Here is a 15,883-nt window from a genome sequence, read left to right as displayed (position 1 = left end):
CATTAGCTTTAGCCTAAAGTTCCTCACCCCGCGCCCTATCATGGATTACTGCATTAACTTGTGGGAGATCTGACGTAATCGAGGCATTTGGAGCCTCCTATCGTGCGACAATCCATGATAGACAGCAAAATGATCCAAATTCGCCTGCTATCCTACATAAAATCCAGTATAGAGCACTCACATCTCCCTCTTATCCCTTGGCTCACGCGCAATTGTGCAAATCCCCCTCGCACAGTGCATGCTCCCACTCCAAATTACACTCGCTCGGCGTTCTAACAACAACCAAAAACACCCCCATGGTTCCATGGAGGTGTAATTCATTAGCTCATCGGCGGCGCCGTCGTGGACAGGAACCCTGCAACGATGAAAATGATCATCGCGATGCACAATTCCGCACGAATACTGAATTTCCAGAGGGTTAGCATACGTCCTTCTGCCTCGCCAGCCTGACGCTGAAGATACGGCAGGACTACTAGCCGTTGTACCCCTGCGAGAAGCATAGCCAAGATAAAGAGGATAATCTTCCATACTAGCGTCTGCCCATAATCAGAATGGAACAGCGCATTCCAAGAAGTGACCCGAATGAGCGATAAGAGGAGGCCCGTAATCGCCACAGTCGCAGTGAGTGCAAATGCGACATTGGAGAACCGCCGTACCACTTGATGGATTTTCTCCAGTTCCACGCGATCCTTCGGCAGCCGCCAAGTCATGACGCCAAGTGCTACTAACCCACCGAACCAGACGACAGCCATTGCGAGATGGAGCAGATCAAACGAAACCGTGACGAGGCGGATCGATTCGTCCGCCCAAGAATGCCCCGTGAACGGGAACGTGATCGCAACAGCCGCTAGGAGAATGCCTTGCACCCCGATTCGCACAGCCGCAGCACTTCTCGACAACACAATCGAACTAACAATCAGCACAGCGAGCAGAATCGGACGCACCCAGACTACCGTCCCAACCAGCGTAGAGCGAAGCAGCACACCTGTATTACGCCACGCTTCGGCATCCAATGTACCACTTGTGTTCAGTTGTACAGCTAGCTGTAGCAAATGACCGATCCCCGTCATGAGGAACAGGATGATCCCAACGAGATAAACGAGCCGTTCTGTCTTGGCCGAAAATATACGATGCACAAGACCATCAGCAGGCACTTCATCCTTACGCAGCAAGAAGGATCGGACATACCAGAGCCCCCCAATGGCCGCCATAACGAATAGCTCTATCACGCGGAGCAGCTTATTCCAATCGATAGTGATGCCGCTAGCACCCATGCCTTCCATATCCTCCATGTCCATCCCATCCATAGAATGCGAATGATCCATCCCGGACATATCAGAGTCAGAGTTGTCCTGCGATACGGGCGTACTCCCGGAATCCGCACTTCCTTTTACATCAGTAGAAGCTTCGATTACTGGCACCTCATCCTTCGATGGTTCGCCGCCCTGCCCTGCAGGTACAGAAGAAGAGCCACCCGTTTCTCTAACTGATTGTCCTGCCTGAGGTGAGGTCGCCGAACCGGAATCGGATGCTCCAGCTTCTACCGCAACAGCCTCTTTACCCGCATTCGACTTCGCCTTATCTTTCACTTGACCCGCAGAGCCAGCCTGATCACTGGATCCCCCCGCATCCTTTCCCGTAATCGGTTTAGATGTAGCACCTTGATCCTTCGGTTTCGAAGCCTCTGCAGCTACCGATTTATCGGAAGTTCCCTTATTACTTGCAGTCGGTTGCTGCGCCTTCTTGTCTTTGGATTGCGATGTATCCGTTGAAGGCTTCACTGCAGCCCCCGTACCCGTGCTGGACTTTCCCGTATCCGTCGTATCCCCATCGAGTGAGATGGTGTCATGCGGACGAATGGTTTCCAGCTTCGCTCCTACAGCAAAACGGAACGATCCTTCTGTCACATGTGTATCCACAGAGAGCACTTGCCATTTGACCTTATACACCCCATCTGCGAGATCCGATGAAGGCGTTACGATCAGGACATTATCATTCTCGGTCGACAGCTTCACAGACACAGAGCCGCCCGATTCCGTCCAGAGCGTCGCCGTACTCAAATCACCATTAATATTTTCCGTATACGTGATTCGGATCTCTCGCGGCGCACTAGACAATTCGGATTCCGCTGCCGGGCTCGAACGTTGAATCTGTGCGTGTGCGTCGACTCCTTGCGGGAACAAGACGAAGAGGACCATCACACACACGAGCCATCCGATATGGAATTTCTTCATGTCATTCCTCACCACCATAACTGCGAAAGAGCCGCCAAGATTCAGACGGCCCCTCCCCTATCTTTTATTTCGTGTAGATTAATACCGCGGCACGCAATTCACCCACCGCATTCAATACTTCGACCTTCGCACCAGCCGCTTCGGCAGCTGCACGAAGCGAGGCGGAACCTGTACCTTTATAGTCTGCCTGAAGTTGCTCGCGAACAAACGCTGCATCCACCATCGTTACACCATTTTTCACCGCGATACCTTGTGCATCTACGACTTTGCCGTTCACATAGACGCTAGGCACGCCGCTTGCTTTGCCTGGAACCGCAGTCGCTCCATTCTGCACGATGAACGTCATCGTCGCTTCATAATTCACGCTGCTGTATTGACCTTCCACCTTCTCATCTGTCGATGGCTTGGCACGCACTAAGTAATAGTCAGCAGCACCCGTCTTGAACGTGATCATTCCGTTGCTATCGGACTTTAGCTTCTGCGAATCGGAAGTGCTGCGCTGAATAATGGAGACATCCGTGTTCGCGAGCGGTTTGTCCTTCAAGAACAATTGGATTTGAACCTCTTGGTTCGGCTTCACCGAAGCCGGGTTGAATGCAGGCACCAGCTCTGCACGGTCTGGCGTTACATGCGCCTGAAATCCTTTCAAGCTCTGAACCCGCTGTGCGAGTGGAATATCCGCAACCGCTACGAATGACTTCGCGCTCCGAAGGGTACGGCTGGACACTTCACCATTTTTGAATAGGCTATCGCCTTCCGCTGAAATAATGTATGCACCCGGTGCGGATGCAGAGAACTTCGTAATATAGTCGTTGTTGATCCCAGCATTTGCGTCTTCTTTTTCCTCACCCGTATAGAAGATCGTAGATGTAATGTCTGCTTTCTTGCCCGCAGGTGTTGTTACATATACCTTCGTGGTACCGGTGCTCCATTTGCCCGCAACTCGGTAGCTGGCATGCTCATTCGTATGATTGCCGAGCATCAGATCCACATAGCTGACTTCTCCGGCTGCAACCACAGGTGCATTCGTCTGCGACCAACCATCATGAGCCGAGACAGGCACCGCAGCAGCTGCAAGTAATAGGGTAGACATAGCAAGAATCGCTAATTTCTTTTTCTTTTTCATCATTTGGCCTCCAAATCTATTCAATCCAATATGTATTTCTTGTATAGATTTGAGCATATAGCAATTCGAATATGATGAATATCACCCGATCGGGCTATTATTGTTACCGAGTTGTGACATGACCTCGCAAACATAGAACGAGAGCGCCCCCCTATCTCTAGGAAGACGCTCCATCATTTGATTATGGCTGGGAATATCTCATATAATAACATGTATCTATACCACCAAGGAGCTGAACACATCATGGGCTTTACCGGCATTACCGATTTTATCGACGAACTCAAAACAGCAATTAACAGCATTAAGGACACAACGACGAATTCCATTAACGGGATTAATCAACAAATCACGACGATCAGTGATCATATCCATACGATGAACATTCTCCTTATGATTCTCATCGGTGTAAGCGTGCTGCGATTAGGATTCAGCATTTACAGCTTCGTGAGAAGAAACAAGTAAAAGTTTCTTACGCTTCTGGTTTCAGTCCCTTCTCCATCGAAGATACGGCTGCGACTTTCCCCCGGAACATCATGTAACAAATACACCCTCCGATAACAATAGACAATCCCCCGCAAGCAACCAGCAGACGAAGCGGCAGCAGTGCATACAACCAGCCCGTCGATACGAGCGCAATGGTCATAAACCCGATCAACGTCGTCTGGAATGTCATATTCACACGCCCCTGGTATGCGTAATCGACTTTGGTCTGCATTAAGGTCGCCATCCCGATATTCAGCGCAATCTGCCCCAGACTGAATACGACCAGCGCCCCTGCCGTTGCCATCAGGCTCGGATACGCCACCATCGACCCTAGGCCTATGCCCATCACGATCATACCGTAGGAGACGAATTTATCGAATGGCAGCTTGATCCGTTGAACAAGCAAGGTACAAACGAGCATACTGATCCCTTGCACGGATACAAGCACCGCCATCATCGTCTCGGGCAGCCCCAGAAAATCCGTCACGACGAAAATTTCCAACACATTAATCATCCCCGCGCCAAAACCAACAAACACTGCGCCGAACAAAATTGGACGGATCGTTGCATGGCGGAACGCGTAGCGCATGCCATTAGTTAAGTCATCCCACACGGAACGCAAACCCTGCTTCGCCTCGGTCCCTGGACACTCCTCCGGGGGAGCCGTACGAATCGTCGACGTTACACCCGCACTCAGCATGAATAAGGTAAACACGAGCAGGAACACCCATCCCGGACCTAAGAACATATAGAGCGATGTCCCGATCGCTGGGCCGAGCATGAGCATGACGCTGAGGGATAATTGCCGAAGGCTTGCTGCCGTCTTCCGATCCTCTTCTGGCACGAATTGCATCGTGAATGAGCTACCCGGTGCGCGGAAGAACAAGGTACAGATCGAAGAGAGGAACGCCGCCACATAGAGCAGCCAGATTGCATGCACCATATAGGCCAGAGCGAATACGCCCATCATCAAGGCACGGCACATATTAGCCCAGACGATCGTCTTCTTCCGATTCCAGCGATCCGCCATCACACCAACGATCGGACCCAGCACGAAGATCGGTACATACTCCGCGAACATCGTCCAAGATAATGCAATCGGTGAATTATTCGATAAATTCAAGACAAGGTACATAACCGCCATATTCCGTATCCAGTCTCCAAGCTCCGAGAACCAAGTTCCGAACCAGTAGCGACGAAATAATGGGTTCCCCCGCAGGAATTGAAGCATCGCAGCACCGCCTTTTTAAGATTTAGATTGAATAAAAGCCGATAAGAACAGCCGAGAGTTCATCGTATCTGGTCCTTCCGGGTCATCCAGTGAACTCCACTTCTCCATGAATTGTCTTAGCTCCGATACCATCTGTTTATGCTTCTCCTCCGTCAGGCGCAGCGTGCTTGCGGACATAAATGTTCCCTGCTCGCCATCCGATTTCTTACTCTTCTTCCGTTCATCCTTGCGCTCGATCGCCTCCAAGAATTCCTCCTGATAATCGCGAAAATACGACTTCGAGATCAGATACTCGCCTGATTTCTCGCCCTCATTTGGCGTCTCGTCATCTTTCAGTCGAATGTGAATTTGCTTCGCGACAGGTAAGTAATACTTTTCGATTATGCCGCCCTTCTCTTTCGTCTCCGTTAAGACAAGCAGCCCCACCTTCGCGAGCTCGCGCACATGATAATGTACCTTCGACGCGGGAAGCCCCATCTGATCGGCAATCTGCTTCGACGTCTTCGCCACTTCATCATCGAAGAGCGAGAAAATTTTGATCCGCAGCTTATTGGAGAAGACTTTGGCCTGCACATAGGATGTAATTTCGTAGACGTCATGGTTGTTTGGTTGATCCATTGTATCTCACCTCGTTAAGCGATTATTGAGTTAGGTTTAATTTTTTTGTTCGATCAAACTTTTTTGATCGGTCAAGAAAGATTGTATGGTGTTATCCATTAATTGTCAACTAATTTATGGAAATCATTTATATTTGGACTTATGAAGAGCCAAATTGAATGATATAAAATTCAAATTTACAAATTATTCAAATCTATTGCAATGACCTATCCATAGCGAACAAGCCAGTCCCTGTCTCCATGCAATCGATTATGATGAGTAATATGAGTCCATGCATTTGTAACATAACTGAAATATACCTTTCATGTAGCCTTAATGTTCATCGGTTACTATAGCTACATGACCCCCTTTTAATAAATATAGACTTAAGCCCTGCAGCGACGCTGTAGGGCTCCTTTTTTGTCTCTCATGCCATAATAAAAGCGATATTTTGTTATAGCGATCCACACAAGCGAAATGAATCAGCCCGCAATTCTATATCCCTATGCTGGATTTGATCCATTATAAAAGCCCGATTTTAACCTCTATGACCCACTATAGTGGATATTTGCATCAACTTCGGGCATGTTGCTCACAAAGGAAGCATTTTCAGCCCTCTATCCTGCATCAATCCATGATAACGTACATACGCACGACAAAATGCCCTCCACATTGCAAAAATCCAACATAGAGGGCCATTACTTACGTAAATTCTAAAAAAGGCCCGCGGCCCCTTCATCAAGGACGCCGCAGGCGTAATATCTATACCGTAATCACCAACTGACCGCCCTCAGCGCGATCGGCCACCTGCATGTGCAGCTCCCGCTTCACTGCATCCCACGCCCAACCCGCTTGACCCGCGGCAAGCGCATCAAGCGACAACTGCTCCAATCCTGCAACGGCCTTCGGAACGAAGCTCGGCTGATGCAGTGTGAAGACTAGCTGTTCCCGGTTCACTCTGAACGCGCCCGGACTGCTGTACGACCAGCTTACCGTAACCGACTCGCTGCCACCCGCAACTTGTACAGCCAACTCCGAGCGAGCCCCTTGTTGATAGGCAAAGCTTACCCCGTCATCTTCATAAAGCTTATATACTGCGGCAAAATCCGCCGAAGCCGCCGCCCCATAAATGTGGAACGTCACTTGCTCATTCGCCGTATCATCCGCACTCTGCTTGAGCAGCCCTTCCGCGATGATCGATCCCGCCTTCACGTACATCGGCATGATCTCGAGCGGCGCGTGTGCTAGGATATGGCGTCCACCTGCATGCGCTTCGCCAGTCCAATAATCAATCCAAGTGCCCTCTGGCAAATAGACCGCACGATGTGTTGTATCCGGACGGTATACCGGAGCGATCAACAGATCCTCACCGATCAAGAACTGATCGCTGAGATTCGTCACATTCGGATCATTTGGGTATTCGAGCAGCAATGGACGTAATACCGGCAACCCATTCACCGCAGCAGCGTGGAACAAATTATACAGATGCGGCATGAAGCGATAGCGCAGCCCAATATATTCGCGTAGAATCGCTTCCGTCTTCTCGCCGAATGACCATGGCTCTTGACGAACCGTGCCAATCGCCGAGTGATTCCGGCAATACGGGAAGAACGCACCCATCTGCGTCCAGCGAATGAGCAATTCGCTCGAAGTATCATGCGCGAAGCCGCCAATATCTGGGCCCGCGAACGGAATGCCGGACAAGCCCATATTCATCACCATCGGCATTGCCATCGCCATATGCTCCCAGAAGCTGCGGTTATCGCCTGTCCATACAGCTGCATAGCGCTGAATGCCTGCATAACCCGCACGCGTCAACACGAATGGACGCTGTCCATCAAGCTGTTCGCACAAGCCTTCATACGTCGCTTTGGACATCAACATCCCGTAGATGTTGTGTAGCTCTTCATGCGTTAACGGCTTGCCGTTGTTGCCATGCATGGCATCGAGATCCATCGTCTTGCTCTCATTGAAGATCGCTGGCTCGTTCATATCATTCCAAATGCCTTGAATGCCAAGGTCCGTATAGTACTTATGCTTGTCTCCCCACCATGCAGCGGTACGATCTTCCGTAAAATCAGGGAAGGCACTCGTTCCCGGCCATACTTCACCGAAATAGATATCCCCTTCCATCTTCTTCACGAAATGATTCTCTCTGACGCCTTCTTGATAAATCTTATACTTCGCATCCTTCTTCACGCCCGGATCGACGATCGGCACAATGCGAATACCCATGGAGCGCAGCTCCTCCATCATCCCTTTCGGATCAGGGAATCGTACCGGGTCGAATGTGAACACCCGATACTCGTCCATATAGTGAATATCCAGATAGATGACATCACATGGAATTTGCTTCGCACGGAATGTCCGCGCCAGCTCCAGTACTTCCTGCTGATTCATATAGCTGTAGCGTGATTGATGATACCCGATTGCCCATTTTGGCGGAAGGTCCATGCGACCTGTGAGTGACGTATAACGAGACACCACATCTTTTAGCTGCGGCCCATGAATGAAGTACAAATCGTAAGCCCCCGTCGAGCATCCGATCTTGAACGACGTCTCTTGTGAACGCATATCGAAATCCGACCGACCCGGATTATCGAGGAATAAGCCGTAACTACGACCTTCCACCATGTGAATTAGCAGTGGAATCGATTCATAGAGCGCTTCAATCTCCGGCACATGCGGCGCGTAGACGTCGGTGTTCCAATTCGTATATTTCTCCCCGCGTTTATCAAGGAAGCTCGTCTTCTCTCCAAGTCCGTAGAAGTGTGACTCCGTCGGCATCGCGTAAGACGCATTCATTTCACCGCGTGCATTCCACTCTACTGGATGCTGCTGCATAATCAACTGTCCATTCAGATCTTCAACAGCTAGGCTCAAGTTACTCTTATCCAAAACCACTTGGATCGACGCCGTACGGAAAATAACCTGTTCCGCATGCTCAGCCACACTTACGCTCACATGGCCCGATTGCGGCAATACCGCGACCGTCGAGGAGAGATCCACCTGCTCGCCGTGGAATATTTTCACCCGGAACATATCATCGCTTAAGAATACAATCGCCGCGCTCCCCTTCGCACCTCGGCAAATATATGTCTCGCCGTCCTTCTCTAACGCTTCAAAAGCCCCAATCCGCTGCCATAACGCTTGCTCATGCACCTGCCCGTATTTATCCGGCTTAATCGCTGCGCTTCCATCCATAACCATAACCGTTACCCCCTATGATGTCATGGCAAAGGGCCCTGTTCACCAGAGCCCTCCCCTTTTGTAAATGTATTGCCGTGTAGGTTCGTGCTACATAGCCTTATTTCTTCGATAGGCCTTCCCAAGCTTTTTGAAGTCCGTCGAACAAGCCGTTTTTATCCGATTTTCCTGCAATGTACGCCTGCATCGCGTTACCGAATTCGTTCATGCCGCCATCCGGGAATTTACTGAAGTTCCAGCTCAGCACTTTGCCTTCTTGGCTATATTTCACCACATCAGCGCCTAGCTGACCAAGATCTTCGCTCGTTGCATCAATGTTCTTGAACGCAGGGATGAACTTGAATTCTTTGGTAATATATCGTTTGCCGGCATCGGAAGTAACGAGCCAGTTCAAGAATTCCTTCGCTTCCGGTTTCACTTTCGAGTTCTTGTTCACAACCCAGTTGTTCGGTACGCCGACATAGATCTTGTCGTTCGCTGCAGCATCATCGCTGATCGGCATTGGCAGAATGCCAACATTCGCCTTCGGATTAATGCCGTTGATTTGAACTTGCGTCCAGTTGCCTTGCTGCGTCATCGCCGCTTCGCCGCTTGCGAACATCGTCATTTCCGTGTTGTAGTCCGTTGTCAGCGGGTTTTTGTTGCCGTATTTGATGGTGAGGTCGAAGAGCTTCGCCCAGTTTTCGAAGACAGGGTTGCCAGGAATTTTCGCTGTGCCATCATTCAAGCCTTTGATGAATGCATCCGGATCTTGCTGATTGGCGAAGGCTACGTTCAGGTTGTGAAGTCCGAGAATCCAAGTTTCTTGATAGCCGTTCGCGAATGGCGTTATGCCGGCTGCTTGTAATTTCTTCGCAGCGTCTTCCAGCTGCGTTAATGTCTTAGGCGTCTCAGTAATGCCCGCTTTTGCGAATAGATCTTTATTATAGAGGAAGCCGTAGCCTTCCAGATTCATCGGCATACCGTAGATTTTACCGTCCTTCGTCATCGGCTGCTTCGCCACGTCAACCGCATCTTTTACCCAAGGCTGATCGGATAAATCCTCCAAGCTATTGATCCATGTATCCAATTCGCGATAACCAAGGTTATTGAAAATATCCGGCTCGTCGCCCGAAGCGAACTTCGCTTTCAGCGCTGCGCCATAATCGGAGCCGCCGCCTACTGTCTGAATGTCCAGCTTAATGCCGGGATGCGTGCTCTCGTATTCCGCTTTAAGCTTGTTCAATGCTTCTGCAATCTCAACCTTGAATTGGAAAATCTTAATCGTCTTCGTCTCCGTGCCGCCGTTAGTTGTGGCACCGCTTGCCCCTTTATCTTCCGTTTTGGAGCCGCATGCTGCGAGCGCCATCGACAATGTTAGGAGTAGAACGAGTGAAAGTTTGGTTTTCTTTTTCATGAAAATGCCTCCCTATAATCTATCTAATGAACGTTTGTGTAATACGCTTACATCCTCATTGTAGAGGGAATCGCGCCTTGTTTAACCGTAGAATATTGATCAATCAGGTAGACGGAAGTGACCTTCTCTTACCCTTTCACCGCACCTTGCGTAATCCCTTCGATAATATACTTCTGCATCATGAGGAAGAAGACGATAATCGGCAGCACGCCCATGACGAGCGCTGGCAGCGCTAAATCCCACTGCTTCGTATATTGTCCGAAGAACGCGAACGTTGCAATCGGAATCGTGCGAAGCTCAGGCGATTGCAGGATGAGGGACGGCAGCAGGTAGTCATTCCAGATCCAGAGCGCATTCAAGATAAAGACAGTGACTAGCATCGGCTTCATCAGCGGTAATACGATGCGGAAGAACACGCCGTATGCATTCGTGCCATCGACCGTCGCCGCCTCTTCAATCTCCAGCGGAATCGACTTCACGAAGCCATGGAGCAGGAACACCGACATCGGAATCCCGAAGCCCAAATAACATACAATCAGTCCGGGAATACTGTTCATCAAACCGACGGTGCTCGTAACCTTCACCAGCGGAATCATGATGGATTGGAACGGCACGACCATCGCCGCGACGAATATCACGAACAGAATACGGTTGAATGCCGTGTTCTGCCGAACCATCCGATAAGCTGCCATCGCGCTGACGAGAACGAGCAGTACATTACTTACGATCGTAATGACGAATGAGTTCAAGAACGCAGACGGAAAATTCGTAATCTCAAAAGCTCTGGCATAGTTGCCCCATTCGATCGACTTCGGCAGACTCGCTGCATTGGTGAGGAGGTCGCCGAAGCTTTTGACGGAGTTGACGAACAAGAAGTAGAACGGAATAAGGAACAAAATTGCCACGAGCAGCATGATGATCTCTGTGATGGCAAGGCTTATACGATTATTCTTGGTGATATCCATTAGGCTTCAACCTCCTTACTCTTCGTCAATCTTACTTGCAGCGTCGTGATGACGGCAACAATGATGAAGAAGATAATCGCTTTCGCCGTACCGAGACCATATCGGTTCTTCGAGAAGGCTTCGTTATAAATGTTCATGGCGACCGACTCCGTGGAGCCGAACGGACCGCCTTTGGTGAGCGACAAGTTCAAGTCGAACATTTTGAACGACCACGAAATCGCGAGGAACAGACATACCGTCGCAGCAGGCATGATGAGCGGGATGATAATCGAACGGAGCACTTGTCCTCTGCTCGCGCCGTCAATCTCAGCCGCCTCCAGAATATCCTTCGGCACATTGTTCAGAGACGAGATGTAGATGACCATCAGATAACCGGCTGTCTGCCATACGAAGACGATCACGATCGCCCAGAACGCCGTATTCTCTGTTCCGAGCCAAGGCAGATTGAAGAACGAAATGCCCGTTACATCGCCGATCGCTGCGAACCCTTTGACGAAGATGAACTGCCAGATGAATCCGAGCAGCAGTCCGCCGATGACGTTCGGCATGAAGAATACCGTTCTAAGGAAATTACGACTTTTCAACTTTTTTGTCAAAAAATACGCCAGCGCAAATCCGAGCACATTCGTGAAAATCACGCCAAGTACGGTAAATTTCGCCGTGAACCAGAACGAATCGCGAAATACGGTATCATTCGTTAGTATTTGTTTATAATTGTCGAGGCCGACCCATGCCACCTCGCCAGAAACGCCATTCCAGTCCGTGAAGGAATAGTAGAGTCCCAGCAGGAACGGAACGACGATAATGAGAGCGAAGAATATCAGCGCAGGACCGACGAACACGAGCTGCTGCGTCCATTGTGAATTTCTTTTATGTTGATGCATCCCGATCTCCCCTTTGCATATTTCATTTTTTGCTTATAATTAGTATGCGAGAATCATGCGTCCAAAAGAACGTACGATATTAAACCAATAGGGAGACAATATTGACCTCCTCCGGTCGGCTTTCCATCGCGAAGAATAATCAGGGAGGCATATTCGACATCGAATCTTGCATTCAGCCTTCGAACTCCAGTGCTCATGTAGGCTCCCCCTACACTCCGCGCTTCCTTCTTCGGCTTCACGCAACCTTCTCGACGCTGAAAAGCCGACATCAACGTTAATGAAATCGAGGTGGCATTCATTGAAATTAAAATCCCATAGCATCCGTACCCGCCTGATCCAATTCATGCTGGTCGTGACGACGATTCCGCTCGTGCTCTCGCTCATCATTACGCTGATCCATACACGGGAATCGATCAAAGAGCAGTCGATCAGCGAGAATGCGAAGCTTATTTTCCAAGGGAAAACCAATCTCGTGAACTATCTGAACAATATCAATCGTGCGTCGATCATCGTGTATTCGGACCCGCATTTCATTGGTAATTTGTCCAAAAGTCTGGATGACTACCAGGCGATTGCCGAAATTTATAGCACCATGCAAAATTTGCAAGGCTCCCTGCCGGATATACAGCAGGTCTATCTGCATTCCCGGATCACCAATCAATCGACGCTAATCACGAGCAGCGTGCCTAGAAGAGAGGTTCGCGAAGCACCTTATGAAGGGGTCGCCAAATACATGACCACGCAGGCACCGACGAGCACAGAGCCCCCGCACCGCGTACATAACTATGGCTTTCCACCTTCGCCCTTGGAGAAAACCGATCGCCAAGTGTTCACCTTCTATCGTTCCATCAATCGAATTCCATCCACAACGCAGCTCGCTGTACTGGCGATTGATGTGAAGCTGGACGGGATCGCAGCGATCTGTAATCAGCTCTATGAAGCAGGCGATGAGCAGTTGTATCTCGTCAGTGACCAAGGAGATATTATCTATAGCGGGAACAAGGACGAGATCGGCAAGTCGTTGAAATCACTCGGACTAGGAGAGAAGCTCGCCGTCCCTCGTGGGGATCAATCTGGCTATGTCGACAAGGATAAAGCCATGCAGATCTATGAGCGGCTCGAGGTTCCTTTTGCCAACTGGACCTTGATTAAGCAGATCCCGCATGCAGCGCTATATCAGCGATCCACGGAATTAATCAAGATCAACGCTATTATTGCGGCGCTCGCGCTTCTGGCGGTCATCCTCGGAACCCTCGTTATCTCGATCCGCATCACGAGGCCCATTAAGCAGCTTGCAAGCTATATGAACGAAATTCAGACCGGTCGACTTGATATTAACATCGAGGTCAAAAGTCAGGACGAAATCGGCACCTTGTCGCGGCGATTCCGGCAGATGATGGATACAATCAATAACCTTATCTTACGCAAATATAAGCTGGAGCTCGCGAATCAGACGAATCAGATTCGTGCCCTGCAGGCACAGATTGATCCTCATTTCCTGTACAATGCGCTGCAATCGATCGGTACCCTAGCCCTTCAACATAACGTACCGCGCATCTATACGCTGCTGACTTCCTTAGCCGAGATGATGCGCTACAAGATGCGCAGTAATGAAGCGAAGGTCACATTACAGGATGAAGTCAATCACTTAAAAATGTATCTGGATTTGCAAAAAGAACGCTTCGATGAGCAATTCGATACGACTTGGGAGCTTGCACCGAACAGCCTGTCCGCCGCCATCCCTAAGATGACGCTGCAGCCGCTTGTAGAGAATTATTTCAAGCATGGTATGGACCCGCGTCTAGGAGCCGGTCGATTGTCGATTCGCAGCCGCATCGATGAAGCGAACTCCAAACGTCTGATCATCGAAATTGAGAATAACGGGACATCGATTCCTGAAGAAGAGCTTCACGTGCTGCAAGCATCACTTACAGCGCACCATCAAGAAGGTGAGGAGCAACGCGTGGAGGAAGGTGCTTCGATTGGGTTACAAAACGTATTGATGCGGTTACAGCTCTATTCAGAGGATCAAGCTTCGCTCAAGATTGAGAACCTAGAGCCGCACGGCGTTCGAGTCACCTTAGATTACATCTGGGAGAGTGAGTAAACGATGACGATGAAAGTACTTATCGTGGATGACGAGAAGCATGTCCGCGATGCGATTAATCTGCTCGCCCATTGGGAAGAGCATGGGATTACCGAGGTGCTGCAAGCCTCCGATGGCGAAGCTGCCATCACGATGATTGGGGCACACAAACCGCAAATTATACTGACGGACATGCGGATGCCGCACAAGGACGGCACCGAGTTGTTAACCTGGCTGCACACCCATGCCCCACAGATCAAAGTCGTCGTCATCAGTGGATACGATGACTTCAATCTCGTCCGGCATACTCTGATCAGCGGCGGAATGGACTATATTCTAAAGCCCGTTCAAGCTACTGCATTAAATGCAGCCTTAGCGCAGGCAGCGAAATGCTGGCAGCAGGAAGAACAAGCACGCGATCGCGTCACGAGACAACGTATGGAAGTGAATGAAATGAAGCCGCATTATGCGGATAAGCTCCTGACCGATCTGATCACGGGCGAGGGCCGTCGTGACGCCATATTAGGCCAGCTTCGCGAAGAATTTCAACTCCCGCTTCCGAAGTCACGCTGTTCGGTAGCTGTTCTCGATGTATCTCATTTGGATCATAAGCTGCGCTCCAAGTTCCAGAACCAACTGCAACTGCTCTTATTCTCTTTGATTAATATTTGTAATGAGATTCTACAGCAGCGGGGGGTGGCATTCCGCCAATTGAATCGTGCCGGTGAAATCGTCATTCTTTACGGCGATGAGCAGCGGTCCTTCCCCCCTCTCTTAAACGCAATTAACGATGGGATATACAGCACGCTACGCCGTCGCTTTCATTTCGGCATGAGCGACAATCATACGTTTCCAGACGATGCTCCCCGCGCCTATCATGAAGCATCTTCCGCATTATGGAAGCGCAACTTATTAGAGCCGAGGCTGTTGCATTCCTACCAACCGGATGGGATTCAGGGAGCTGCTCGCCCCTTGCGATTAACAGCGATACAAGAACAGCTTCGGCTTGCCGCCTTAAGTGGGGCCAGCGAGCAAATGGAGAACGTCACCACGCAATGGCTGAATGACATCCAGGGACTCAGCTCCATTACGCCGGAGCAGCTCGTCCAGTGGGATAAAGAATGGGACTGGATGCAAATGCAGTGGCTCGAAGGGGAAGGCGACGCCCTGCCCGTGGAGGAGAAAACGACGACAGCCGATACCGAGCTATCCCCTCCCTTGCCGCTTAATGAAGAAGGCTACTTGTCTCTGGATCTGCTGAAGCAGCAGGTTCGAGATCGACTCCAAGCGGTGAGCAAAATCATGACGCAGCAGCATACCAGGGACAACTTCTTCATCCATGACATTGCCAAATATTTAGAGCGTCACTATCAGCAGGAAATCTCACTTCAGGATATTGCAGCCAGGTTCTTCTTAAGCCGCGAATACATCGCACGGAAGTTCAAGCAAGAATACGGCGTTACCTTGCTGGACTACCTCAGCCGATTCCGAATCGGCAAAGCCAAACAGCTGCTCCATAACCCACACCTTCGCATCGCGCAAGTAGCTGAGATGGTAGGGTATCAAGACGAGAAATATTTCAGCAAAGTGTTCAAGAAGCTTGAAGGCATCACGCCCGGCGAGTTCCGCAGAGAACAGACGCTAGGCTAACACCAAAGAGACCTGAGTTCACCT

General features: G+C 50.0%; 11 protein-coding genes. 3 read left to right on the top strand and 8 right to left on the bottom strand.

Annotated elements, in window-relative coordinates; all coding sequences use genetic code 11:
- Window positions 1-320 precede the first annotated feature (320 nt).
- Window positions 321-2,234, bottom strand: coding sequence for a copper resistance CopC/CopD family protein (locus tag AC3WU2_RS18270; RefSeq protein WP_492456529.1), 1,914 nt, complete (start codon window positions 2,232-2,234; stop codon window positions 321-323).
- Window positions 2,235-2,298: 64 nt separating this feature from the next.
- A complete protein-coding gene (locus AC3WU2_RS18265) occupies window positions 2,299-3,363 on the bottom strand; it encodes a DUF4198 domain-containing protein (protein ID WP_492456528.1) in 1,065 nt (354 codons plus the stop codon).
- A 240-nt stretch (window positions 3,364-3,603) separates the two neighbouring features.
- Between AC3WU2_RS18265 and AC3WU2_RS18260 the strand changes: the two genes are divergently transcribed.
- The gene (locus AC3WU2_RS18260; RefSeq protein ID WP_492456527.1) at window positions 3,604-3,822 is read left to right on the top strand and encodes a hypothetical protein; all 219 of its coding nucleotides are present in this window, start codon (window positions 3,604-3,606) and stop codon (window positions 3,820-3,822) included.
- Window positions 3,823-3,829: 7 nt separating this feature from the next.
- On the opposite strand, the gene AC3WU2_RS18255 is transcribed toward AC3WU2_RS18260, so the two are convergent.
- From AC3WU2_RS18255 to AC3WU2_RS18230, 6 genes are all read right to left on the bottom strand, one after another.
- Window positions 3,830-5,074 carry an MFS transporter gene (locus tag AC3WU2_RS18255; RefSeq protein ID WP_492456526.1) on the bottom strand — a complete coding sequence of 415 codons (1,245 nt, stop codon included), beginning with the start codon at window positions 5,072-5,074 and terminating at the stop codon, window positions 3,830-3,832.
- A 15-nt stretch (window positions 5,075-5,089) separates the two neighbouring features.
- On the bottom strand, window positions 5,090-5,692 hold the full coding sequence (locus tag AC3WU2_RS18250; protein ID WP_492456525.1) for an ArsR/SmtB family transcription factor: 603 nt from the start codon (window positions 5,690-5,692) through the stop codon (window positions 5,090-5,092).
- Window positions 5,693-6,433: 741 nt separating this feature from the next.
- Window positions 6,434-8,875: a glycoside hydrolase family 31 protein gene (locus tag AC3WU2_RS18245; RefSeq protein ID WP_492456596.1), complete on the bottom strand. Its 2,442-nt coding sequence runs from the start codon at window positions 8,873-8,875 to the stop codon at window positions 6,434-6,436.
- A 103-nt stretch (window positions 8,876-8,978) separates the two neighbouring features.
- Window positions 8,979-10,274, bottom strand: coding sequence for an ABC transporter substrate-binding protein (locus AC3WU2_RS18240; RefSeq protein WP_492456524.1), 1,296 nt, complete (start codon window positions 10,272-10,274; stop codon window positions 8,979-8,981).
- A 128-nt stretch (window positions 10,275-10,402) separates the two neighbouring features.
- On the bottom strand, window positions 10,403-11,239 hold the full coding sequence (locus AC3WU2_RS18235; protein WP_018758741.1) for a carbohydrate ABC transporter permease: 837 nt from the start codon (window positions 11,237-11,239) through the stop codon (window positions 10,403-10,405).
- Window positions 11,239-12,123: a carbohydrate ABC transporter permease gene (locus AC3WU2_RS18230; protein ID WP_314586382.1), complete on the bottom strand. Its 885-nt coding sequence runs from the start codon at window positions 12,121-12,123 to the stop codon at window positions 11,239-11,241. Before AC3WU2_RS18230 ends, AC3WU2_RS18235 begins: the two co-directional genes overlap by 1 nt.
- Before the next feature lie 298 nt (window positions 12,124-12,421).
- On the opposite strand from AC3WU2_RS18230, the gene AC3WU2_RS18225 reads away from it, so the two are divergent.
- Window positions 12,422-14,230, top strand: coding sequence for a cache domain-containing sensor histidine kinase (locus AC3WU2_RS18225; RefSeq protein WP_492456523.1), 1,809 nt, complete (start codon window positions 12,422-12,424; stop codon window positions 14,228-14,230).
- 9 nt (window positions 14,231-14,239) lie between these two features.
- Window positions 14,240-15,859: a response regulator transcription factor gene (locus AC3WU2_RS18220; RefSeq protein ID WP_492456595.1), complete on the top strand. Its 1,620-nt coding sequence runs from the start codon at window positions 14,240-14,242 to the stop codon at window positions 15,857-15,859.
- Window positions 15,860-15,883: the final 24 nt, after the last annotated feature.

Source organism: Paenibacillus sp. EB106-05-06-XG162, from assembly GCF_058791655.1.
Note: the sequence above shows the minus strand (reverse complement) of the source record. Positions and strands in the feature narration are given on the sequence as shown.

Bases quoted from the DNA above. Each gene is read 5' to 3' on its own strand.
- AC3WU2_RS18250 (WP_492456525.1), bottom strand. From the start codon at position 5,692: ATGGATCAACCAAACAACCATGACGTCTACGAAATTACATCCTATGTG.
- AC3WU2_RS18270 (WP_492456529.1), bottom strand. From the start codon at position 2,234: ATGAAGAAATTCCATATCGGATGGCTCGTGTGTGTGATGGTCCTCTTC.
- AC3WU2_RS18240 (WP_492456524.1), bottom strand. From the start codon at position 10,274: ATGAAAAAGAAAACCAAACTTTCACTCGTTCTACTCCTAACATTGTCG.
- AC3WU2_RS18260 (WP_492456527.1), top strand. From the start codon at position 3,604: ATGGGCTTTACCGGCATTACCGATTTTATCGACGAACTCAAAACAGCA.
- AC3WU2_RS18255 (WP_492456526.1), bottom strand. From the start codon at position 5,074: ATGCTTCAATTCCTGCGGGGGAACCCATTATTTCGTCGCTACTGGTTC.
- AC3WU2_RS18220 (WP_492456595.1), top strand. From the start codon at position 14,240: ATGAAAGTACTTATCGTGGATGACGAGAAGCATGTCCGCGATGCGATT.
- AC3WU2_RS18265 (WP_492456528.1), bottom strand. From the start codon at position 3,363: ATGATGAAAAAGAAAAAGAAATTAGCGATTCTTGCTATGTCTACCCTA.
- AC3WU2_RS18235 (WP_018758741.1), bottom strand. From the start codon at position 11,239: ATGGATATCACCAAGAATAATCGTATAAGCCTTGCCATCACAGAGATC.
- AC3WU2_RS18230 (WP_314586382.1), bottom strand. From the start codon at position 12,123: ATGCATCAACATAAAAGAAATTCACAATGGACGCAGCAGCTCGTGTTC.
- AC3WU2_RS18245 (WP_492456596.1), bottom strand. From the start codon at position 8,875: ATGGATGGAAGCGCAGCGATTAAGCCGGATAAATACGGGCAGGTGCAT.